Source organism: Alteribacillus iranensis, assembly GCF_900113025.1.
Taxonomy (GTDB): domain Bacteria; phylum Bacillota; class Bacilli; order Bacillales; family Marinococcaceae; genus Alteribacillus_A; species Alteribacillus_A iranensis.
This window is the reverse complement of the sequence record NZ_FONT01000004.1, coordinates 310,830-332,569: the sequence shown is the minus strand read 5'-3', so window position 1 is coordinate 332,569 and position 21,740 is coordinate 310,830. Positions and strand designations below refer to the sequence as shown.

Sequence of the window (21,740 nt, the reverse complement as noted above, 5' to 3'; positions counted from 1 at the left end):
GGAAGTCATATGAGAACGAGAGTGGGCGTGTTTTTTGGGGGGATTTCTGTTGAACATGAAGTCTCGGTAATCTCAGCGTTACAGGCGATGAAAGCGATGGATGATCAACAGTATGAACCGATCCCTATTTTTATAAGCAAAGATAGAAGCTGGTACACAGGGGAAGAATTGCTGGATATTGAACAATATAAAGAGCTGGATAAACTACTTGAAAAGGCACAAAAAGTCACTGTCACCCGGGACGATTCCGGGAAAGTGGTACTTCAAAAAGACCCTGTGCCTAAATTTGGCAAAAAGTTCGTCGCTGAAATTGACTTGGCTTTTCCTATCCTGCATGGAACATTTGGTGAAGACGGGGCCATCCAAGGATTTTTTGAATTGCTTGATTTACCGTATGTCGGTTGTGATGTAGCTTCCTCCGCGGCCGGCATGGATAAAGTGATGATGAAACAAATTTTAAGGGATTCCAAATTGCCGGTATTGGATTATGTTTGGTTTTATAGTAATCACTGGGTGGATGACAGTGAAGAAATCATTGATATGACGGAAGAGAAATTCGGTTATCCCGTCATCGTGAAACCGGCAAATTTAGGTTCTAGCGTAGGAATCGGCACAGCCGAAAATCGAGAAGAGCTCGAGGAAGCTGTCGAAGAAGCGATGGGATTTGCCGTGAAAATTGTAATTGAGCCTATGGTAGAAGATATGACAGAGGTCAATTGCTCGGTCGTTGGTGACTTTGAAGAAGTGGAAGCTTCCGTGATCGAAGAAGTTCTAAAAACAGAAGAAATTTTAAGTTACCAGGATAAGTATGGAGGAAGCGGCTCCAAGAGTGATGGGGGTGCAGCGAAAGGCATGGAAAACACAGATCGTGTAATTCCTGCCCCTTTGTCAGACGACCGTACGATAGAGGTTCAGGAGTTGGCAAAAGATACTTTTCAAATTCTTGGGTGCAGCGGGGTTTCTCGCATAGACTTTATTATCGATAAAACAAAAGACAAGGTTTATATTAATGAAATTAATACTATCCCAGGTTCCTTATCTTTTTACTTATGGGATCCAGCGGGAAAAAATTACACGGAACTCACTCACCAATTAATACAACTAGCTTTGAAACGGAAGCGTGACAGGGAAAAAATCACGTTTTCGATCGATTCTAACTTGTTTTCTCTTCAGAGTGCCCAAGGGATGAAAGGAAGCAAAAACGGTTCCAAACAATAAGTATATGAAATAAATAGGGGCTGGCAAAAGGTCATAAAAATGATCCTTTGACAGCCCCTTGTTCGGTTTGTCACTCTATTTCCTACTTTTTCCTTCCAGGTAGCCCCCAGTACTCTTGACCTGGGTAACGGTGTAGCTGGATGGCTCTATCTATCGTTCTTCATGTTACAGGGTTTTCGCCAGTCAGATGGAGGACTCTGTAAAATTTTGTGCTATTCTTTGGAACAAGTCTATGCTTTCAAAGTAGGAGTCTAATTCAATATATTCATCTGGCTGATGGGCCATTTTCATATCTCCAGGACCTAATATGACAATGGGCAGATCCTTTTCCACTTGGACAAACTTAGAAGCGTCCGTGTAGGCAGTTATTCCTTTTATTTCTGTTGGTTTCCCATGTTCGCTTAATGTGTCTTGTAACATTTTTACAAAAGGGTCATCACTTGATGTTTTAAGAGGCGGAAGGTCGTTCAGTAATTTTATCTCTGCTTCTAAGTCAGGATATTTCGTTTTTACAGATAAGAGAAGGCGTTCTAGTCTTTTTATAATATTTTCATGTTTTTGAGAAGGCACCGTCCTAATATCTATGTTCGCGGAGCATCGATCTGGAACGACATTCGTTCCGCTGCCGCCATGGATAACATTAACGCTGCAAGTAGGACTTCCAAGTAGCTCATCTTCTTCATATTCCATTTGAAATTCATTGCTCATTATCCGGCTTATAATTTCATGCATATGAAGAACTGCATTCACTCCAGCCTCTGGCATGGAGCCGTGGGAAGTCTTTCCATAGGTGATAATCTGAGGCCATAACGCACCTTTGTGACAAGTTGTGATGTTATTGTTAGTAGGTTCCGCGATAATCAGCGCGTCCAAATCATCAAGGTACCCCAATTCGGTTAGTTGTTTAGCCCCCACTGCTGCTACTTCTTCTCCTACCGTAGCTAAAAGTGTTATTTGTCCTTTTTTAGGTAGTCCTTGCTCTTTCAAAGATAACATGGCTAATACACATGCAGCCAGCCCGCCTTTCATATCACAGGATCCGCGCCCATAGATACGTCCATTCTCTTCCTCCGCTTCAAATGGTTGATGTTCCCACTTTACATCACCGACAGGCACTGTGTCCATGTGACCTGAGAATCCCAGGTGAGGGCCGCTTTCTTCTCCTTTGAGACGTGCAATGAGGTTCAGCCTGTTTTCTTCATACGTAACAAGTTCTGTTTCAATTCCGTTTTTTTCAAAAAGTGTACGTAGTTTCTCAGCAATAACCTTTTCATTTCCTGGTGGGTTTACCGTATTCATTGTTACTAATTCTTTTAATAAAGACGTTGCAAACTGCTTATCCATTCGATCACCTCTTATTTTAATCACCATGCAGTTAAGAATTAAAAGCGGAACAGACTGATGAAATGATTGCCTCCTTACAAATTTCTTCATTTATCTCTAAAAACCTCTTGCATCAGAATAGTTTTTTATTATATAATGTCTTGTGTCAGCGGATAGATGCTGATTTTAAAGAGCTGTGGCCCGTTGGTCAAGTGGTTAAGACACCGCCCTTTCACGGCGGTAACAGGGGTTCGAATCCCCTACGGGTCACCATTTTTATTTTTAATCGTTAAACCTGTTGACAAAAATTAATAAATTTGGTTTAATATAGTGGTGTCTCAATAAGCGGGAGGGGTAGCGAAGTTGGCCAAACGCGGCAGACTGTAAATCTGCTCCCTCTGGGTTCGGCGGTTCGAATCCGTCCCCCTCCACCATCATTATAATGAAGGTGTAAATGGGGGAAAGCTTCATATAAAGGATTTTAATTTACCATATGAGCCATTAGCTCAGCTGGCAGAGCATCTGACTTTTAATCAGAGGGTCGGAGGTTCGAATCCTCCATGGCTCACCATTTCTTTTAACAGCGAATGTTTTCTTTTTACTCATGCGGGTGTAGTTTAGTGGTAAAACCTCAGCCTTCCAAGCTGATGTCGTGGGTTCGATTCCCATCACCCGCTCCATTTACATAGAAAGGGGCCTTAGCTCAGCTGGGAGAGCGCCTGCCTTGCACGCAGGAGGTCAGCGGTTCGATCCCGCTAGGCTCCACCATACATAATAACGGGAATTAAGGGTTGTTCTTCCAAGTAGAAGGACAACCCTTTTTATGCAGTTAGGAAGGTATAAAATTGAGCGATCGTTGTCTAGCTGCAAGCGCCATCGGCTCGAGGTCGCTTCAACCCGCTCTGCGGCGGTAAAGCCACCTCGGCGGGTCTCCAGCGCTTGTCGCCGATAGGCAAGCGCCTTGCGCTTTTCTATTTGTCTAGCTTCAGCGCCCACTCGCTCGAGGTTGCTTCAGGCAACTGGCAGAAGCCAAAAAGCGGTTGCTGCCAGCGGCCTTCCAGCACTTGTCGCATGAGCGGTTGATCTTCTGCTAAAACGCAAACGTCCTGTGTAAGCCAGGGCGCTTGCGCTTTTCTTTAGGTCTTCCGTTGAGGAGACTTTTCGTTTTTTGTGGTGAGAAATTGGGAAGAGGGAAGGACTCACCGGAGCCTCCAACTTTCAGATTGTCGCATAGTCAGCGTGTGTTTAGGAAGCAGTGACAACAACTCTCTCATATTTGTTTAAAAGGCAGTCTAGTTCTTTGCTTAACTGAATGACTTTTTCAGAGGATAATGGCTCGTTTTGAGCTGTTTTATTTAATATATTTCTTTTCTCCTCAATGGCTTGTAGTAAAGTAATAGGTTCAGGCATGATAATCATCCTTTCTTACAACAGCATGTTCTATAAAATATTACCCATTGTTCGATAATTAAAAACCTTAATTCAATTTAAAAAATAACGCTCTCTTGCTCATTTTTAGAGGAGTGAAGTAAACAAACGTTTGATTAAATGAATGCGTCACCAAGATTAAACCTCAAAGTAGGAAAACGAATCATCTATATCGCGAGGTTACACAAACCGTTGTATGAATAAATGTCACTACGCTAAAAGGACGTTCTCCTCATTCGCCCCGTATAGGAAAAGTTTTTTACAGAAAGAATGTAACAAAGAGCTCTTTACATCGACTAAATCCAAAGGCAGAATGTAAGAAAGTCATTCTTGTTTTTACGGATCTCCTCACGGATGGCAAAGTGATATGTGGTATAATTACCTTTGTAAATGGAGAAGGCTAGGCGTTTGCGCTTTTCTTATTTATAGAGACAATTGGAGGAAGAGCGATGTTTCCCGGAGAGGATTTTCAATTTCTAAATATATTAGGTGCTGTCGTGGACATTGCGCTAGTGGCGTATGTCATTTATAAACTAATAACAGTTATCCGAGGAACCCGAGCCGTTCAGCTTGTGAAAGGTATAACGGTTATATTGATCGTCTGGTTTTTAAGCAGTTTCTTTGGGTTACGGACACTTCAATGGATTATGTCACAAGCTGTTACATATGGACTGTTAGCAATCATCATAATTTTTCAGCCTGAATTAAGACGAGCCCTTGAACAGCTGGGGAGAGGTCGATTTTTTGGCAGATCGTCAACTCCTGAAGAAGAGAACACTATGAAAACGATAGAAGCGATTATGAAATCGATTAAATATATGGCCAAGCGCCGTATCGGTGCACTCATTTCTATCGAAAAAGAGACAGGAATGAATGATTACGTGGAGACAGGTATTCCCATGCATGCTGCGGTGACTTCAGAGTTACTAATTAACACGTTTATCCCAAATACTCCTTTACACGATGGAGCTGTCATTATGAGAGGGAATGAAATCGTGGCTGCTGCCTGTTACCTTCCTTTGTCGGAGAACCCCTTTATTTCGAAAGAATTAGGGACGAGACACCGCGCGGCTTTAGGAATAAGTGAAGTAACAGACAGTATCACCATCATAGTTTCAGAAGAGACTGGCAGCATTTCTGTTACAAAGAATGGAGATCTGCATAGAGATCTTGATGAAGAACGACTACGGGCAATGTTAGAAAGAGAGCTTTTAGAGGAAGTGAAAAGTACCTCCGGCTTATGGCAATGGGGAGGCAGCAAAAATGGATAAACTATTTAATAATCAATGGTTTTTAAGATTCATTTCCTTAGGGATAGCTGTGATGCTCTACGCTATGGTGAACATGAATAATGTCAGCACTCAGCCGGGTGCTTTGCCTGGGACCGACGAAAGTACTTACACCATCAACGATGTAGAGATTCATGCATATTATGATGAAGAAAAATATGAAGTAGTGAATATAGAGTCCAGCGTTGATGTCAAACTGACAGGTCCTCAATCGTCTATTATGTTATTTCAGCTTTCCAGGCCTTCTTATGAAGTGTATGTTGATTTAGAAGGATTAGGAGCAGGAGAGCATAATGTTCAAATACAACATAGAGACTTTCCGGCTGACTTAAAAGTTTCGTTAACACCTCGATTTACTTCTGTTACGATCGAGGAACTGAAGACAGAATCGTATCCGGTGGAAGCGGAATTACAAAATGAAGAGGAAGCTCCTGAAGGATACACATTTGGTGGAGCAAAAATAGAGCCATCGGAAGTAGAAGTGACAGCCGCTCCCTCGATGCACGAGCGAATAGACACGATAAAGGCAATGGTAGATATAGCGGGAGCTGATTCCAGAGTAACAACCCGTTCAGATATAAAAGCGTATGATGCAGATGGAAACGAACTCGACGTTACCATAGAACCAGACATAGTAGACGTAGAGGTACCGGTGACGGAACCTTTTAAACAAGTTTCTGTTAATTTATTAAGAGAGGGTAACTTGCCGGATGGTTTGAGTGTTGAATCACTGAACATGGAGCCGTCAGAGGTAACCATTTTTGGACCACTGGAGGTCATAGAGGGCATCCATACGATTGAAACGACGTTAGATCTCTCAGAAATAGAAGAGAATACGACAATAGAACTCGAGTTGGAAGTGCCTGAAGGAGTACAAAAGGTACAGCCTAATAAGGTTACAGTGGAAGTTGAGGTAGGGGAAGAAAATGACACTGTTCTAAAAGATATCCCGATTCGAATCGTAAATATGCCCGAAGAGTATTCATACAGTATAACAAATCCTGAAGAACAAATAGCAGACGTGGTGGTTTCTGGGTCTAAAGAAGTGATTAACAATGTAACAGCGGAAGACGTATCGTTAATTGCCGACTGGAAGGAGCAAGAGGGCGAGCAAGAAGGGACTTCCCTTGAAAACTCTGCTGTTCTACCTGTTGCACCTTCAGGGCCGCCAAATATTAATGTAAAGACGGAAGTAGAAACAGTAGAAGTGGAATGGTCGGAGGAAGTCGTTTCGGATAACACAGAAGTGGAAGAAGAAACAAGTACCGATGAAATTACGGAAGAAAACACTCAGGAAACACAATAGAAGTATTTAACCGCCTTAAAGGAGAGATGGTGTGTATGGGTAAATATTTTGGAACAGATGGGGTGCGAGGGATAGCAAACACAGAATTAACACCGGAGTTAGCTTTTCGTCTAGGTCGGGCGGGCGGCTATGTGTTAACAAAAGAAGTAGAACATCCAAAAGTATTAATTGGAAGAGATACGCGAATTTCAGGTGAAATGCTTGAAGGAGCACTTGTGGCCGGCTTACTTTCCATAGGGGCTGAAGTAATGCGTATTGGAGTGATATCTACGCCTGGTGTTGCTTACTTGACGAAAGCCGTGAGTGCCCAAGCGGGTGTGATGATTTCTGCTTCCCATAACCCGGTAGAAGATAATGGCATAAAATTTTTTGGTTCTGATGGGTTTAAGTTATCTGAAGAACAAGAACAGGAAATAGAGTCTTTAATCGAAGGAGAAGATACAATGCCTAGACCGATCGGTAAGGAGTTGGGCGTTGTAAATGACTATTTTGAAGGTGGACAGAAATATTTGCAGTTCTTAAAACAGACAGTAAATGAGGATTTTGAAGGTCTTCATATTACTTTAGATTGTGCACACGGGGCGGCTTCTTCTCTGGCACCTCACTTGTTTGCGGACTTAGAAGCAGATATTTCAACGATTGGCAATAACCCTGATGGCATTAACATTAATGATGGGGTAGGTTCTACCCATCCCGAAACATTGGCGTCCTACGTGAAAGAAAATAAAGCAGATGTGGGATTGGCTTTCGATGGGGATGCGGACCGCTTAATCGCAGTGGATGAAAAAGGTCAAATTATTGACGGTGACAAGATTATGTACATTTGCGCGAAGCATCTAAAAGAAGAAGGGTTATTAGCTCACAATACGGTCGTGACTACTGTCATGAGCAACTTAGGTTTATACAAGGCACTGGAGCAAATCGGGATTGATACGAAAAAGACCGCTGTAGGAGACCGGTATGTCATGGAAGAAATGAGAAAAGGCGGCTACAGCCTTGGTGGAGAGCAATCCGGGCATATCATTTTCCTAGACCACGTAAAAACAGGAGACGGTATGTTAACGGCTTTGCAGCTGGTCGATATCATGAAATCCACTGGTAAACCGTTATCAGAACTGGCCGCAGAAATGGAAAAATTTCCTCAAAAACTCGTTAATGTACGAGTCGTGAATAAACACGATATTCACACGAACACTCAGATAGCGGAAGCAATAGAGAGGGTAGAAGAAGAAATGGGCGGCAATGGAAGAATTCTCGTCCGACCTTCCGGAACCGAACCTGTAGTAAGAGTCATGGCAGAAGCAGAAACAGAAGAGCTGTGTGATAAATATGTCCAGCAAATTGCAGCTGTAGTTGAAAAGCATATGGGACAAACGGAGGATCAGTAACTAATCGCGCAGACTGCACATTCATCGCAGTCTGCGCGTATTGTTATAGTAGCAATATCTTACGATTCCTGAATCCCGTGTTTGCCACCATTTGCGGCAGGGAAAGGTCACACAGACACGAATAAAGGGATTGATACGTTTGTTGAGATGTAGTAAGATTATGCCATTCTGAAACAGAGAGGAGGACAGAATGTTAATTTTTAAAAGCGCCTGGACTGCCTAGAGTGAAACGGCAGTTGACGAGGAGGAGGTTTATCGAAGGAGATCGGCGGATGCCTCCCGGTTGCACGTCACAACCGAAAATACAGGCCAAAAGGCAAAGGCGACTTTGCTAACAAAAGTCTGTATCATGACGTCAGGAAAAATTCAGATCGGAAAGAGAGCGGGGTTAAGTATGCCCCGCGGCATGCTGACCCCTGTTCGCAAGGAGGTCATTGTTCAATGTGCGGAATTGTAGGATATATAGGCGACGATCAAGCAAAGGATATTCTCATTCAAGGATTAAAGAAGTTAGAATATAGAGGATATGATTCAGCGGGAATTGCCCTTTTAGAAGAGTCAGGAGTTGACTTTTATAAAGAAAAAGGACGTATCTCTGCTTTGGAGGAAGCGATTGACGATAATGCGGCAGGAAATATAGGAATTGGCCATACGCGTTGGGCGACCCATGGAGTACCAAGTCGGCAAAATGCTCATCCTCATCAGAGCCGAAATAAACGGTTTACGCTCGTGCATAATGGAGTCATTGAGAATTATCGGAAATTAAAAGAAAAGTATCTTTCGGAAGTAGACTTAAACAGTGAAACGGACACCGAAGTCATTGTTCAACTCATTGAACATTTTACGAATCAAGGAAAGACGACGGAGGAATCGTTTCGCCAAACGCTCTCTCTTTTACATGGTTCCTATGCAATTGCCCTCTTAGATAACGAAGACAAAGAGACCATTTACGTAGGCAAAAACAAAAGCCCGTTACTCATTGGAGTAGGGAAAGGGGAGAACGTCGTAGCATCAGATACAATGGCTATGCTGTCGGTGACAAAAGACTTCCTTGAAATTATGGATGAGGAAGTAGTGCTCGTCACAAAAAATAGTGTCCAAATAAAACAATTAGATGGAACGACGGTGGATCGAAATACCTTCACGACAGACATCGACGAAAGTGACACAGAAAAAGGGACATACAACCATTTTATGCTAAAAGAAATAGATGAACAGCCATTCGTTATCCGTAATATTATTCAAAAGTACCAAAATGAAAACGGAGATATAAAATTAGAACCAGAGATACGCTCAGCCATACGAGAAGCAGATCGGTTGTATATTATTGCAGCAGGAACGAGCTACCACGCAGGACTTGTAGCAAAAGAATTAATGGAAAAAGAAGCAAAAATACCAACTGAAGTTCATATCGCTAGTGAATTTCTATATAATGAGCCATTACTGTCAAAGAAACCGCTGTTTATATTTATATCCCAGAGCGGGGAAACAGCCGACTGCCGCGGCGTGCTTGTCAACGTAAAGAAGCACGGCTTTCCATCCCTCACTATTACAAATGTGCCAGGCTCCACGTTATCCCGAGAAGCGGACTTTACTCTTCACACGTATGCCGGCCCAGAAATTGCAGTAGCTTCCACAAAAGCTTACACGGCACAAATGGCCGTTTTGTCTATTCTCGCCATGGACAGCGCACGTGCCAAAGGGATAGACGCTAGGTTCAATGCTATGCAAGAGTTAGGTTTGATCGCAAACGCCATGGAAGCACTATGTGATCAAAAAGATAAAATGGAACAAATCGCTCGTGATTATATGTACGATACACGTAACTGCTTCTTTATCGGCCGTGCTCTTGATTACCATGTCGTCTTGGAAGGGGCGCTTAAATTAAAAGAAATATCTTATATTCAAGCAGAAGGTTTTGCAGGTGGAGAATTAAAGCATGGAACAATTGCTTTAATAGAGGAAGGAACTCCCGTAGTGGCCGTTGTCACACAGCCTCACGTGAACGGGAATATAAGAGGGAACGTACAAGAAGTGATTGCTCGCGGAGCAAATGCTTGTATTATTAGTACGGAGGCAACGGAAGAAAAGGGAGATCATATTGTATTGCCGGAAGTACATGAATGTCTCACACCACTAGTTTCGATTATTCCACTGCAGCTTATCGCTTATTACGCCGCCCTGCATCGTGACTGTGACGTCGATAAGCCACGCAATCTAGCAAAAAGTGTTACAGTAGAATAGATCATTAGCATTTTCTTCATCTCATATTATTTTGTAATTATGGAGTTATCATCTTTAGCTTAATCCTCAAACTATGGAAGCGATTTGAAGCTACTCCAGTTGAAGAAGCAGTATAAACTCTCGGATGTCTCTTGAACAAGTATTCAAATTAAGGGCGCTTATTTTGGAGAAGAATAACAACAAAACAAAGTCATTAGGTGCGCAGTACAAATGTACTGTTCAACAGAAAATGATACTCCAAAACCGGAGCGCTTTTCTGGAGTGACGACAAAAGCCTAATTTCTCAATTTTAATGCTGAGAAATTAGGCTTTTTAATATTGAAATTAACGTTGTAAATTCGCAATTTCCTGACTCCTGATCAGACGATAAAATAAAGAAGTATATATTCAAGGGCATAAGTTACTTTAAAGTTGCATCAGACAAAACAAAAATAAAGAAATTATAAACTTTGCAGTTATTTAGCGAAACTGTGATACATTAATTTGCAGGAGGAATCACTTATGAATGCACAATTACTGCTGGTGGAAGATGATCCTGAAATTGCGCGTGTTATTCGTGATACATTCGTGCATGAAGGCTGTGAGGTGACATGGGCGACGACGGGATTGGAAGGCTGGGGAGATTTTCAAAAGGAGAGGTTTGATCTTGTCCTTGTTGATCTCATGCTGCCTGAAATGGATGGATTTACTCTCTGTAAAAATATTCGCTGGAAAAGCGACATACCCATAATGATTATTAGTGCACGAAAAGAAGATGAAGACAAGGTAGAAGGATTGGGAATTGGTGCCGATGATTATTTGGCAAAACCATTCAGCTTAAAGGAACTAAAAGCACGTGTGGAGTCATTACTCCGTCGCTGGAGGCGTTACCAAGGTGCTCCAGATTTCGAAAAAAAGACGGAATATATGAATGGACTAATCCTTCTCTGGGATCAACAAAAAACTTTGATTTACGGCAATGAAATTGTATTAACAGGAAAGGAATTTGATTTATTGAAAGTAATGGCACAAAATCCCCAGCGCGTCTTTTCAAAAAGTGAGTTATATCAACATGTTTGGCATCAAACCGATTCGGATGGTCTGCACACGGTCACTGTTCATATTAAATCGTTACGGCAAAAACTCGCAGATCCCATGAAGAACCCTCACTTTATTCAAACGATATGGGGAAAAGGCTATCGATTCATTGGAGAACCGTTATGAAATTAAAAACATGGCTGTTGTTATCTTATTTCATCGTTATGACCCTTCCGCTCGCTGTCGCTTACATGCTGTTTGCCTGGATCAGTGCATATAACAACGATCAAAAGGTGGAAGAATACTTTCAAAATTGGACAGAACTGCAAACCATTACAACCGTTTTAGAAGACCCATCCCTTTATCAACCAAACATAGAACGTCCACAAGTTGAGCGTCTTAGTCACCCACAAGTGTCGATTGTTCTTTACAATCGTGATGGCCTTGCTCTATACAATTCCGATCCTGTGAACACCTCTCCTTCATTTGCCCTCGGCGAGGAAGAATTGTATGAAAATTTATATTCCCTTGAACAAGGTTATCGGACCTTTAGTTACAAGCAGCCGGTTTTATCCGGAAACGAAATCATTGGTTTTTTTGAGGTGTAACTTGCTCGTGATGAGTGGACGGCTGGTGTTATAGATCGCAGTTGGTTCATGGCGGGAGTGTTTGTGGTCATATTTTTGCTGATCTATCTAACCGTTGTATTTCTCGTCCATCGAAAACTGAACAGAAGATTAAATCGTTTAATGAAACAAATGACAGCTTTCGCTAATCGGGAAAAAGTCGAGAAAGTACCCAAAGAAAAAGATGAGATCGGGGAATTAACGACACACTTTAATGAGATGCGAAAACAAATAGAAGCGGCAAGGGAGAAAATAGCAAAAGAACAACAAGAAAAAGAATACATGGTTGCAACTATTTCCCATGATCTGAAAACACCGCTCACTTCTATCCGCGCATATACAGAGTCGTTGGTCTCCGAACGAGAATTGTCTGCCCAAGAGCGAAACGAATATCGTAATGTTGTTGTCGATAAAGCAAATTACATGAAACAGATGCTTGATGATTTATTGATGTATACGCTCCTGCAATCACCAACATACGAAATGGAATTTGTCGAAGTGGACGGTAATGAGTTTTTTGATATGCTTGTTTCTGATTACGAACCCCTATGTAGGGAAAAAAACATACACTTACATGTTCACTGTGATGTGACAGGGAATTATCAAGTCAACCCGAAGCAAATGGTACGCGTTGCAGATAATCTGATGAGCAATGCCATTCAGCACACGAAGGAAGGAGCTCATATTTGGATAACGGCCATTTCAGCTGACAGGCCGATCCCGGATAGGATGTTCCCATTTTTATTTCCTCTCGTCAAAGAACAGGTCCGTGAAGACAAGCAGGACAGTGTGTTTCTCGTCGTTCAAAACCAAGGGAAGGGCGTTGATGATGAAAAGCTATCCCAAGTATTTGATCCTCTTTATCAAGTCGACCAAGCAAGAAGTAAAAGGGAAGCACGCGGAACAGGTCTTGGACTAAGTATTACAAAACAGATTATGAATAAACATGGCGGAAATGTCCGGATGCTTTCAAACGAAGGTGTCGGAACATGTGTCATATGTAAATTGCCAAAAATACATAGAGAAGGTGAAGATATTGAAATTAACTAAATTGGCTGGTTTGATCAGCCTCACAGGGGTGATTATAATGGCGGGCTGTTCGTCAGGAGAAAATCAATATTCACCAGCAGAAGTGATTAATAATGCACTAGAAGAGACAACTGAACTGGGAGCATATTATGCTGAAGCTGAAATGATGACTAATGAAAAAGGAAAGGATCCTGAACAAATCCTTATGAAAGAATGGGTAAGTGAGGAAGGAAAAAGGAGAATTGAAACGGAGACTCAAGACGGAAGTGGAAAAAGCATTACAGTGAATGACGGCACCAACCTGATTAGTTACCAGCCAGAAACAAAACAGGCATTTGTAGTTGAGGAAAACCCGGATCTTCTTTCACTTAACCAAGTGTCGCCGAAACAACAGGCCGAGCAATTGCTTGAAATGGTTCAAGACACACATGACATTTCTTTAGGTGGCGAAAAGAAGGTTGCCGGCAGAGAGACCTATCATCTTATTGCAAAACCAAAAGAAGACAATGCTCTAGTTGGTGATCAAGAATTGTGGGTTGATAAGGAAAATTGGATGGTATTAAAAATAAATTCAAGTTCCGGTGATATCAAGACAAAAATGACATACACAAAAGTGGAAGTTGATCCAGAAATTCCAGCCGGAACTTTTACGTTTACCCTTCCAGATGATGCAGAGGTTCAGAATCTGGAGGAGTTGAATCAAACGCAGGAAGTGACGCTTGATGAAGCTTCCGTAAACATTGGAACTCCCTTTTTTTATTTCCCAGAAACAGACGGACTTTCAATCAGTCGAGTGGAGCTCTTAGAAACACAAGGAGAAATGCAAAGGAAAGAAGTAAATGTTGATTACCAAAAGGATGGAATGCCTTATTTTACAATGACCGTGTTTGAATCTCCGGAGGAGACAGGGGAGAACTCGGAAATGCTGACTGGTGAGGAAGCCGTTACGGTTCGCGATCAAGAGGGGACATATATGGAAATGAATGATTTTCGATCATTGGTTTGGCAGGAAAATGGCTTGAGTTATTCGATCATCTTTGTTGATCCAAATATGACAATGGAAGATTTTAAAGAGTTAGCAGATAAGATGGCGCTTGTTGAATAACGGTATCGGAAAGGAAGTTGGTCCGATTGCTCTATCAGCTGTTTTTCAGGGCTAATCCCTGCCGCATTATTTGGAGTAAATCGTTTAATAACGGCCAAAACAAATGGGGAGGAGGCAGCCAATGTAATCATCTTTGCAGGAATTATTTTAAAAGCAGCGACCTTTATCTTAATAGCTGTTGAAACTACATTTTAAACAAAAAGGTGATTTAGTTGTTTCCCAACACTTTGACCATTATATTCGTCGTTCTATTAGCTATTATGATTCACACTATTTCGGTTATTATACCGAAAAAAAACTGCACCAGTCATTGAAATGGTTTTAGTCATCACTGTTTTGGTGTACTTGTTTATCCAATTTTCGTTTGGACAAGCAATGATACTAATGGCTTTTGGTGCCAGCGCGTATTCTGCTTATGGTTTGTTAATAGATAAACGGAAAAAAGAAAAACGCATGGAACTAAAACAACGATTGCAAGAAGTTAAATCGATAGAGATTTATCATGAAAGAAATGTCAAACGTATAGTTGCTGACCTCGTGTTGACATTTCTAGTGTGCCTTGGTGCTGTTTTCTTTTTCTTGTTTGCTCCTGATACCTATGCTGTTTTAAAAATGTTTATAGGTTTTATGCTATTGTCCATGTCAGCGCAAATGGTCGAGCGTATAGGAAACTTTTCTTCCACTCGTTTGTATTGGCTGCCGGATGAGGAGCGTCTTGTTATTTTATCATGGTTTCAGTCAAGGGATTTCCCACTTCAAGATTTGAAAGAAGCTGGGGTGGAGACCTCTCCTGACTTACTGAGACTGCACCCGTTGTTTACTTTTTTATCTTCTAATCAAGACTTTACGGTTTCATTTAAACAAGTACTGAAACTTTCCTTTCCGGAAGAAAACATCTACCTCACACCGTGCCATGCAGAAAAATGGAAAGAAGTTTTTGAATCATTTGCAGAAGATACAAATGAGAAAGAAGAGAAAAATGTACTGCCTCTATGGCATCCGACTATATTGAAGCGTTTGTTTTGGAAAGGGTATTTTGCTATCACGGTGAAAGGCATTTCTGCTTATACGGGATTATTGATCATTTTGATTTGGCTTGATGTACCGGGGTGGTCGATTCTCCTTTTCGTGAGCTTATGGTGGTTGTTGAATGTGTGTGTTTCCGATCGTGTCCTGATCGCTGCAACGGACGCTGTTCCGGTCACGGAAGGAGAAATATACGACCGGGCACAAGTCATTTTCGGGAGAGCGGGTGTTTCTCAAACTAGGTTATTTATTGTTGATTCGCCAGTTCAGAATGGTTTGGCAACCGGCATGAATATCGGCCGTGCCACTGTGATGCTGACGACGGCAACACTACGATTGCCACAGAGGTCTGTTGAGGCCATTTTGGCACACGAAGCGACCCATGTTAAAAAAAGAGATGTCCTAACGAATCAGTTGGCACGAATGACTTTCCTTGGGGTATTCGCCGGGCTGATCTTCCTGTTTTTTGATGAATTACGATGGGCTGCTGAAAATCAGACGGTTGTTCTGTTTCTCATCGTATATGCATTAATAATGATTTTTCCAATCTATCTGTCATTCGTTGGCCAATGGACAGAAGGACGAGCGGATCACTTGGGTGCCACTTATCTTATCGGAGGCAGCAAGCAGATGGCAGAAGGGCTGTCTGATTTAGCTAATGCCCAGGATCGTGATTTGGATAAATCATTTGAATACAAATTATCAGACAAAGGTTCTTCACGAAAATCTTCTTCCAGTGTGGAACGGGATTCATGGTTCTGGCGGTTCATAGAGTTTCAATTCCAAGTCCACCCGCCAATGTATTGGCGCATTCAAAGCCTTTCAAATGACTTGAATTGGCGTGAAGCACGAAAGGACTGGTTGATTGATAGAATAAAAGAATCAATGCCCGATTTCTTGAGGAAAAAGGAAGCTTCCAAGACATAGGAGGAAAAGTATGGATTTTGTATGGTTGGCGGTCGGTATTGCTGCTGCGGGGTACTTTATTGGAGATGGTTTAAAAAATTTCAAAAACCCAAATGCGATAGATTCTATGGAAAATTTGTTCGGAAATGATGAACACGAATTGATTAAAGAAAATGAGGTTCATCATTTTATAGGTGTATCAAAAAAAGATACGAAAACTTTACTTCAAGACTATCCAGACGTTCCACATATTACATTAAATGGCGAAGTTTATTACCCGAAACAGAAACTTCGAGAATGGTTAGTGAAATTAGGAAAATAGATTTTGTATCGAAGTTATATTTACCCTTTGAATTGCGAGTAAGAAGTAAAGGGGAATGATTATGTCTTTTGACTACGATACTTCGATCGAAACAACTGAAAAATGCTAGACTGAGAATTTTGATAAGCGGTGAGAAGTTTGAACCGATGACGAGGAATTCGATTTATTTATAGAGAAGTAATTTAAGGTTATGACATGAGAAGAGGAGGTATGATAGGGTTGAAAGTTATTTGTGAGGAAAACTGCGGGAACGCACCTAAAAAGCAATTATTAAAAGACTTTAACATTGCATTTGCAAAATGTGACGTAGAATCTATTATCGAGCAGGTATCGGATGATATTATTTGGCACATGGTGGAGGATAAGAAAGTTAATGGGAAAGAGGAGTTTGCTAAAGAATTAGAACTCATAGATGATGAACAAGCGACGGAGTTACACATTGAACATATTATCACCATGGGAATACAGCTTCAGCGAATGGCTTGTTGACAACAGGTCGTGAGCAGCGTTTTGCGTTTTGTGATGTATATGTATTTAACGGCTTCGCCAAACATGCAAAAATAAAAGAAATTCACTCGTATGTGGTTAAAATTACTTGATGGGAAATAGGAATTTATTATGAATTCAATTGTTGGTAGCTTAATTATATCTCTTAATGTATCTCATCTTGTTTCATCCTATTAGACATTTTTATCACCTCTTTCAAGGTTATATGCTACCCTCCATACTAACTATTATTCAGGAACAAGGAGAATGAGATTTATTAAGTGTAATCTGCGCAAATGATTAGTGCCTCTGAATGGTACGCCCTTTCCTGATAAGTCTAAAGCAGAAGTAAAGCCGACTGATTTATGTAAAATGATCGGCCGGTTTACTATTTGCGAGTAGAGTTAAATTATTTTACGGCACTCGGTTATTTTTGGAAACAAATAAAAGAATTTGGGAGAAGGCCGCCAGGATAGGCAATTCTAATAGTGGTCCAATGATCAAGGACAAGGCAATCAAGGGTTGGTCTGGAAATGCAGTCATAGCAATGGCTAAAGCAATGGGAGAATTTCTGGCTAACGTAGTTAAGCTAAGGCTCGCTCTGTCTCTGTAAGAAAACTTCATCAGTTGTCCAGCCCATTGGCCAACAAAGAAGTTTATGACAAAGAATAAAAGGATCGGAATAGTGATTCTCCACATGACATCTAAGTTATGAAGCAGTAACTGTCCTTGAGAAGCGAACATAGCAACGATGGCTAGACTTAGAAACATAATGGGCAGAACGCTAAGTCTTGAGATAACATGTTCTCTTACTTCCTGTTTATTTCTTAAAAACCATTTGGTCAGTAATGATAAAAGGAATGGAAGAACTAAAACAATAAGAATACTTTCTAATAGAAATGTAAGTTCGATTGTCCCTGTTGTCCCGCCAAAGATAAGGAGATAGATAGGGAGCAGGACCACTTGTAACAGGAGATTCAATGGTAAAATCGCCGTCGATAAAGCGACGTTTCCTTTCGCTATCCCCGTAAATATTAAGTACCAGTCTGTACAAGGGGTGACCATGAGCATAATAAAACCGATATACAAAGCAGGACTGTCACCTAGTAACATTACAGCTAGAAACCATGCTAAAAAAGGTGTCCAGACAAAATTAATAAGGACCGCAGTATAGGTGAATGTTATATTTTGAAAAGCTTTTTTAATCTCTTCGACAGGGATTTGAATAAAAGTAATATATAACATGGCTACTAATAAGGGTACGATCAAGCTATCAGCATTGGTACGTACCATTTCTATTTGTCCCATACTTATCCCAAGGAGGACAGCAGAGAAAATGATGAAAGTATACCATTTTTCAAGTAAACTCATTCTTACTCACGCCTGTCGTCAATAGTAGTGGTTTGAACTTCGATTTTAGCATAATGAATGTGATGAAGTGACAACGTTACCTCATGATGAAAATATTTACATGTAGCAAGGAAAAAATCTTTTGCGCATATAAGCATATGCTTATATAATGATGTGGGCGACATATACTTGTTTCTATCTTTCATTATACAGATAAAGAGGAACAGAAAAAGTGAGGAGGTGTTATCTTGGAAAAGACGGTTTTACATATTGAACGAGCTGCAAGTGTGCTGAAATTGTTGGGGGATAAAACACGATTAACGATGGCGGGGCTATTGTTTCATCGCGAGTGTTGTGTATGTGAGTTTGTTGAAGTCTTTAACATGAGTCAACCTTCCATCAGTCAGCACCTTCGAAAATTACGTGATGCGGGAGTAGTGAGAGAAAGGCGGAAAGGACAATGGGTTTTTTATTCGCTCAATCAGGAAAGCGAAGCCTATCCTTTGATCGAGACTCTCATAACACATGTTCCCGATCAAAAAGAAAAACTAGACGTCCTAGAGAGAAAACGAATGATTTGCGACTAATGGAGGGTTTGTTCATTGACTTCTATACTACTAGCATCCATCATTTTTATCATTACATTAGTATTTGTGATTTGGCAGCCGAAAGGTTTGGGGATTGGCTGGACCGCTTGCGCCGGTGCTATTTTAGCCTTGATAGTTGGCGTCGTTGACTGGGGAGACGTCGCAACGGTCACAGGTATCGTCTGGAACGCGACGTTGACATTTGTAGCCGTAATTCTCATTTCCTTAATCTTAGATGAAATTGGTTTTTTTGAATGGTCGGCATTACATATGGCTCGTGTAGCTAATGGAAACGGGCTTAAGATGTTTGTATACATCATTTTACTTGGCGCGCTGGTGGCTGCCTTTTTCGCAAATGACGGAGCCGCACTTATTTTGACACCTATTGTCCTCGCTATGGTACGTAACTTACATTTTGAAGAAAAAATGATTTTGCCGTTTATTATGGCTAGCGGTTTTATCGCGGACACGGCATCTTTGCCGCTAATCGTGAGTAACTTAGTAAATATCGTATCGGCGGATTTCTTTGGTATTGGCTTTGCCGAATATGCCTCACGGATGATTGTACCGAACTTCTTTTCGATTGGAGCCAGTATTCTCGTTCTTTACTTGTTTTTCCGGAAAAGCATCCCAGGAAATTATGAGGTTAGTCAATTACGAAAACCGAAGGAAGCTATCAAAGATCACAAAATGTTCCGTTTGTCCTGGATCGTACTTGCGGTTCTCTTAATTGGGTATTTTGGCAGTGAAGCTCTTGGTATTCCAGTATCGATTGTGGCTGGTATTATTGCCATTTTCTTTATAATAATGGCACAGAAAAGTCCAGTTGTTCCGACAAAGCAAGTGATAAAAGGAGCACCTTGGGATATTGTGTTTTTCTCTGTTGGCATGTATGTGGTCGTCTACGGGTTACAAAATGTAGGCCTAACAAATGTATTAGCAGGCGCCATCCAAGCAGCGGTTGATCAGGGCCTGTTTGCTGGAACAGTTGCCATGGGCTTTATTGCAGCTATTCTTTCTTCCATCATGAATAATATGCCGACCGTCATGATCGATGCGCTTGCTATCGCAGAAACAAATGCTTCCGGGGTGATGAAAGAAGCATTAATTTATGCGAATGTGATCGGTTCAGATTTAGGGCCGAAAATAACTCCGATCGGGTCACTAGCTACTCTCTTATGGCTTCACGTCTTGAGAACAAAAGGTGTAAAAATTTCGTGGGGTTATTATTTTAAAGTGGGGATCATCTTAACCATCCCTACCCTCTTCATCACACTAGCCGGATTATATATTTGGCTGCTCATCATTTCTTAATAACACTTTTAGACAAGGAGCGAGGACACGATGTCAAAGCCAGTTATTTATTTTTTATGTACCGGCAACTCTTGTCGAAGCCAAATGGCGGAAGGGTTTGGCCGTAAGTATCTTGGGGATAAGTATGAGGTATATTCAGCAGGTATTGAAGCCCACGGATTGAACCCAAGGGCAGTGAAAGCGATGAAAGAAAAAGACATTGATATTTCAAACCAAGAATCCTCTATGATTGATACCGAGATTTTAAATAAAGCAGAGCACGTGATTACACTGTGCGGGGATGCTAATGACAAGTGCCCGATGACTCCGCCACATGTGAACCGAGATCATTGGGGGTTTGATGACCCGGCAAAAGCAGATGGGACAGAAGAAGAGCAATGGAAAGTGTTTCAACGGGTTCGTGATGAAATCGAAAAGAGGATAAAGACGTTTGCAGAAGAGGGAAAATAACAAAAAGCAAAAAGAAAATATTTTATTCGTTTTTGAAAAGTGTTGGAGAAGCTGGGGCTTTTGCGTATAATGCCTCAAAAGGTGCCGTGAATTTAAAAGCATCCAATTGGCCGTTTAGGACGACCAGAAGAAATTGCTCATGCTATTGTTTTCCTCTGCGAAAATGATTTCACAACAGGGACAACTGTATTAGTTGATGGTGGCTACACCGCACAATAACATCCAAAAAGGGCTGTCAAAAGGTCATGAATGACACTTTGACAGCCCTTCTTAGTTTCTGAGCTAGATGTTGTTTGCGGAGCATGTCACTACCAATTCGCCAATTTTAAACTGGCTAATTTTCTCGAGACGAAAGTGAACCATTCTCGATTTCGTTCAGATAGGGCCTGGTCAATTTGTTTTTGCCATAGGCTCGCTTTCATTTCTATATCAGCGGCGTTCATTAACAACTTTTTTTCGATATACGAATCAATATCGGCAAATGACATATATACATGAGTGATTTCATTGATGTAGGTTAAGATAAACCAGCCTTCTCCGTTCTTATAAAAGCCTTGGTCTGTGATATGCAAGTGATCTCCTTCGTGGAGAGTCAGTTTATTTACTTTTGTATTCTTGAAATATCGTGCCTCGAGAGTCGAAGGATGAACAACTGCAAAATAAGAATGCAACATGATCCCCTCCAGGAGAATTTTCTATTTTACTTCGTAATAACGCCTTGTATCACGTGGCCTAATCCCGTATGAAATAATCCTTCTTCTCTATGTTGTTCTCCGTAAAAGAAGTGAAGAACTTTATAATCTTTCGTCCATGTGAGAATGTCATGCGGGTCGTACAACATATCTTTCATTTTCGGTCCACCGGTTTGGTATTCCAACTGTTTTTCCGAATACACTTCAAACATAATAATCCCACCAGGTTTTACGCTTGATATTACTTTTTCCAAGACAAGTTGTTGATCTTCTTTCATGAAATGACCGAAGACCATAATAGCAGCATCAAACGTCTCCTGTGGAATGGTGTCTGCCACGAGATCTTTTTGAATGGTTTCGATACGAACATTTTCTCGTTCCGCAAGCTGCGTTGTTTTTTGCAAGCCATTAACAGAATAGTCATAAGCAGTAACGTGGTGTCCTTGACTAGCAAGGTACACTGCGTTCCTTCCCTCTCCTTCTGCAAAAGCAGCAACAGTGCTGCTCTCCGTGAGGCGGTGCGCTTGCTCTTGAATAAACAAGTTTGGTGTTACGCCATACACATACTCTTCTCGTCCGAAACGTTCATCCCAGTGCTTGGTCATTTTTAACATCCTTCCAGTATCTTATATAG

At 41.3% G+C, this 21,740-nt stretch carries 20 protein-coding genes, 5 tRNA genes and 1 pseudogene; 21 read left to right on the top strand and 5 right to left on the bottom strand.

What is annotated here, in order from left to right; translation table 11 throughout:
* The first annotated feature begins 9 nt into the window (after positions 1–9).
* Complete coding sequence (locus tag BM095_RS11360) at positions 10–1,218, top strand: D-alanine--D-alanine ligase family protein (protein ID WP_091661746.1); 1,209 nt, start codon at positions 10–12, stop codon at positions 1,216–1,218.
* Positions 1,219–1,401: 183 nt separating this feature from the next.
* On the opposite strand, the gene BM095_RS11355 is transcribed toward BM095_RS11360, so the two are convergent.
* Positions 1,402–2,562 (bottom strand): M20 family metallopeptidase, encoded by a 1,161-nt coding sequence (locus BM095_RS11355; protein ID WP_091661742.1) that lies wholly within the window; start codon positions 2,560–2,562, stop codon positions 1,402–1,404.
* A 177-nt stretch (positions 2,563–2,739) separates the two neighbouring features.
* Here BM095_RS11355 and BM095_RS11350 point away from each other — a divergent pair.
* From BM095_RS11350 to BM095_RS11330, 5 genes are all read left to right on the top strand, one after another.
* Positions 2,740–2,814 (top strand) — tRNA-Glu (locus tag BM095_RS11350).
* 75 nt (positions 2,815–2,889) lie between these two features.
* Positions 2,890–2,975: transfer RNA gene (locus BM095_RS11345), tRNA-Tyr, on the top strand.
* 61 nt (positions 2,976–3,036) lie between these two features.
* Positions 3,037–3,112: transfer RNA gene (locus BM095_RS11340), tRNA-Lys, on the top strand.
* A 35-nt stretch (positions 3,113–3,147) separates the two neighbouring features.
* Positions 3,148–3,221: transfer RNA gene (locus BM095_RS11335), tRNA-Gly, on the top strand.
* Positions 3,222–3,233: 12 nt separating this feature from the next.
* Positions 3,234–3,309, top strand: a tRNA-Ala gene (locus BM095_RS11330).
* 477 nt (positions 3,310–3,786) lie between these two features.
* On the opposite strand, the gene BM095_RS11325 is transcribed toward BM095_RS11330, so the two are convergent.
* Entirely contained in the window at positions 3,787–3,951 is a 165-nt protein-coding gene (locus tag BM095_RS11325; protein WP_143083220.1) for an aspartyl-phosphate phosphatase Spo0E family protein, read from the bottom strand.
* 467 nt (positions 3,952–4,418) lie between these two features.
* On the opposite strand from BM095_RS11325, the gene cdaA reads away from it, so the two are divergent.
* From cdaA to BM095_RS11275, 11 genes are all read left to right on the top strand, one after another.
* Positions 4,419–5,240 carry a diadenylate cyclase CdaA gene (gene cdaA / locus BM095_RS11320; RefSeq protein WP_091661737.1) on the top strand — a complete coding sequence of 274 codons (822 nt, stop codon included), beginning with the start codon at positions 4,419–4,421 and terminating at the stop codon, positions 5,238–5,240.
* Positions 5,233–6,564, top strand: a complete 1,332-nt coding sequence (locus BM095_RS11315) for a CdaR family protein (RefSeq protein WP_091661734.1) — start codon at positions 5,233–5,235, stop codon at positions 6,562–6,564. Before cdaA ends, BM095_RS11315 begins: the two co-directional genes overlap by 8 nt.
* 35 nt (positions 6,565–6,599) lie before the next feature.
* Entirely contained in the window at positions 6,600–7,952 is a 1,353-nt protein-coding gene (glmM, locus tag BM095_RS11310) for a phosphoglucosamine mutase (RefSeq protein ID WP_091661731.1), read from the top strand.
* Positions 7,953–8,393: 441 nt separating this feature from the next.
* On the top strand, positions 8,394–10,196 hold the full coding sequence (glmS, locus tag BM095_RS11305) for a glutamine--fructose-6-phosphate transaminase (isomerizing) (protein WP_091661729.1): 1,803 nt from the start codon (positions 8,394–8,396) through the stop codon (positions 10,194–10,196).
* Between the two features lie 501 nt (positions 10,197–10,697).
* Entirely contained in the window at positions 10,698–11,399 is a 702-nt protein-coding gene (locus BM095_RS11300; RefSeq protein ID WP_091661726.1) for a response regulator transcription factor, read from the top strand.
* A complete protein-coding gene (locus BM095_RS16765) occupies positions 11,396–11,821 on the top strand; it encodes a hypothetical protein (protein ID WP_245757884.1) in 426 nt (141 codons plus the stop codon). The genes BM095_RS11300 and BM095_RS16765 overlap by 4 nt, the downstream gene beginning before the upstream one ends.
* Before the next feature lie 63 nt (positions 11,822–11,884).
* On the top strand, positions 11,885–12,889 hold the full coding sequence (locus BM095_RS11295) for a sensor histidine kinase (protein ID WP_245757883.1): 1,005 nt from the start codon (positions 11,885–11,887) through the stop codon (positions 12,887–12,889).
* Positions 12,867–13,973: a LolA family protein gene (locus BM095_RS11290; protein ID WP_407639162.1), complete on the top strand. Its 1,107-nt coding sequence runs from the start codon at positions 12,867–12,869 to the stop codon at positions 13,971–13,973. Before BM095_RS11295 ends, BM095_RS11290 begins: the two co-directional genes overlap by 23 nt.
* Positions 13,974–14,288: 315 nt before the next feature.
* Positions 14,289–15,926, top strand: coding sequence for a M56 family metallopeptidase (locus BM095_RS11285; protein WP_218151628.1), 1,638 nt, complete (start codon positions 14,289–14,291; stop codon positions 15,924–15,926).
* 10 nt (positions 15,927–15,936) lie between these two features.
* A complete protein-coding gene (locus BM095_RS11280) occupies positions 15,937–16,227 on the top strand; it encodes a DNA-binding protein (protein WP_091661721.1) in 291 nt (96 codons plus the stop codon).
* Between the two features lie 219 nt (positions 16,228–16,446).
* Entirely contained in the window at positions 16,447–16,716 is a 270-nt protein-coding gene (locus BM095_RS11275) for a nuclear transport factor 2-like protein (protein ID WP_091661718.1), read from the top strand.
* Positions 16,717–17,127: 411 nt separating this feature from the next.
* Here BM095_RS11275 and BM095_RS11270 read toward each other — a convergent pair whose 3' ends face one another.
* Positions 17,128–18,084, bottom strand: a complete 957-nt coding sequence (locus BM095_RS11270; protein WP_091661716.1) for an arsenic resistance protein — start codon at positions 18,082–18,084, stop codon at positions 17,128–17,130.
* 227 nt (positions 18,085–18,311) lie between these two features.
* Here BM095_RS11270 and BM095_RS11265 point away from each other — a divergent pair, with 227 nt between their 5' ends.
* From BM095_RS11265 to BM095_RS11250, 4 genes and pseudogenes are all read left to right on the top strand, one after another.
* Positions 18,312–18,650 carry an ArsR/SmtB family transcription factor gene (locus BM095_RS11265; protein WP_091661713.1) on the top strand — a complete coding sequence of 113 codons (339 nt, stop codon included), beginning with the start codon at positions 18,312–18,314 and terminating at the stop codon, positions 18,648–18,650.
* 15 nt (positions 18,651–18,665) lie between these two features.
* Complete coding sequence (locus BM095_RS11260) at positions 18,666–19,964, top strand: arsenic transporter (protein ID WP_091661710.1); 1,299 nt, start codon at positions 18,666–18,668, stop codon at positions 19,962–19,964.
* A 30-nt stretch (positions 19,965–19,994) separates the two neighbouring features.
* Positions 19,995–20,414, top strand: coding sequence for an arsenate reductase (thioredoxin) (arsC, locus tag BM095_RS11255; protein WP_091661707.1), 420 nt, complete (start codon positions 19,995–19,997; stop codon positions 20,412–20,414).
* Between the two features lie 26 nt (positions 20,415–20,440).
* Positions 20,441–20,633 (top strand): annotated as a pseudogene (locus tag BM095_RS11250) (SDR family oxidoreductase); the annotation flags it as partial.
* Between the two features lie 89 nt (positions 20,634–20,722).
* Here BM095_RS11250 and BM095_RS11245 read toward each other — a convergent pair.
* On the bottom strand, positions 20,723–21,088 hold the full coding sequence (locus tag BM095_RS11245; protein ID WP_091661704.1) for a hypothetical protein: 366 nt from the start codon (positions 21,086–21,088) through the stop codon (positions 20,723–20,725).
* Positions 21,089–21,114: 26 nt separating this feature from the next.
* The gene (locus tag BM095_RS11240; RefSeq protein WP_091661702.1) at positions 21,115–21,711 is read right to left on the bottom strand and encodes a class I SAM-dependent methyltransferase; all 597 of its coding nucleotides are present in this window, start codon (positions 21,709–21,711) and stop codon (positions 21,115–21,117) included.
* Positions 21,712–21,740: the final 29 nt, after the last annotated feature.

Bases quoted from the DNA above. Each gene is read 5' to 3' on its own strand.
- glmS (WP_091661729.1), top strand. From the start codon at position 8,394: ATGTGCGGAATTGTAGGATATATAGGCGACGATCAAGCAAAGGATATT.
- BM095_RS11270 (WP_091661716.1), bottom strand. From the start codon at position 18,084: ATGAGTTTACTTGAAAAATGGTATACTTTCATCATTTTCTCTGCTGTC.
- BM095_RS11360 (WP_091661746.1), top strand. From the start codon at position 10: ATGAGAACGAGAGTGGGCGTGTTTTTTGGGGGGATTTCTGTTGAACAT.
- BM095_RS11325 (WP_143083220.1), bottom strand. From the start codon at position 3,951: ATGCCTGAACCTATTACTTTACTACAAGCCATTGAGGAGAAAAGAAAT.
- BM095_RS11245 (WP_091661704.1), bottom strand. From the start codon at position 21,088: ATGTTGCATTCTTATTTTGCAGTTGTTCATCCTTCGACTCTCGAGGCA.
- BM095_RS11355 (WP_091661742.1), bottom strand. From the start codon at position 2,562: ATGGATAAGCAGTTTGCAACGTCTTTATTAAAAGAATTAGTAACAATG.
- BM095_RS11280 (WP_091661721.1), top strand. From the start codon at position 15,937: ATGGATTTTGTATGGTTGGCGGTCGGTATTGCTGCTGCGGGGTACTTT.
- arsC (WP_091661707.1), top strand. From the start codon at position 19,995: ATGTCAAAGCCAGTTATTTATTTTTTATGTACCGGCAACTCTTGTCGA.
- BM095_RS16765 (WP_245757884.1), top strand. From the start codon at position 11,396: ATGAAATTAAAAACATGGCTGTTGTTATCTTATTTCATCGTTATGACC.
- BM095_RS11285 (WP_218151628.1), top strand. From the start codon at position 14,289: ATGGTTTTAGTCATCACTGTTTTGGTGTACTTGTTTATCCAATTTTCG.
- cdaA (WP_091661737.1), top strand. From the start codon at position 4,419: ATGTTTCCCGGAGAGGATTTTCAATTTCTAAATATATTAGGTGCTGTC.
- BM095_RS11300 (WP_091661726.1), top strand. From the start codon at position 10,698: ATGAATGCACAATTACTGCTGGTGGAAGATGATCCTGAAATTGCGCGT.
- glmM (WP_091661731.1), top strand. From the start codon at position 6,600: ATGGGTAAATATTTTGGAACAGATGGGGTGCGAGGGATAGCAAACACA.
- BM095_RS11240 (WP_091661702.1), bottom strand. From the start codon at position 21,711: ATGACCAAGCACTGGGATGAACGTTTCGGACGAGAAGAGTATGTGTAT.
- BM095_RS11315 (WP_091661734.1), top strand. From the start codon at position 5,233: ATGGATAAACTATTTAATAATCAATGGTTTTTAAGATTCATTTCCTTA.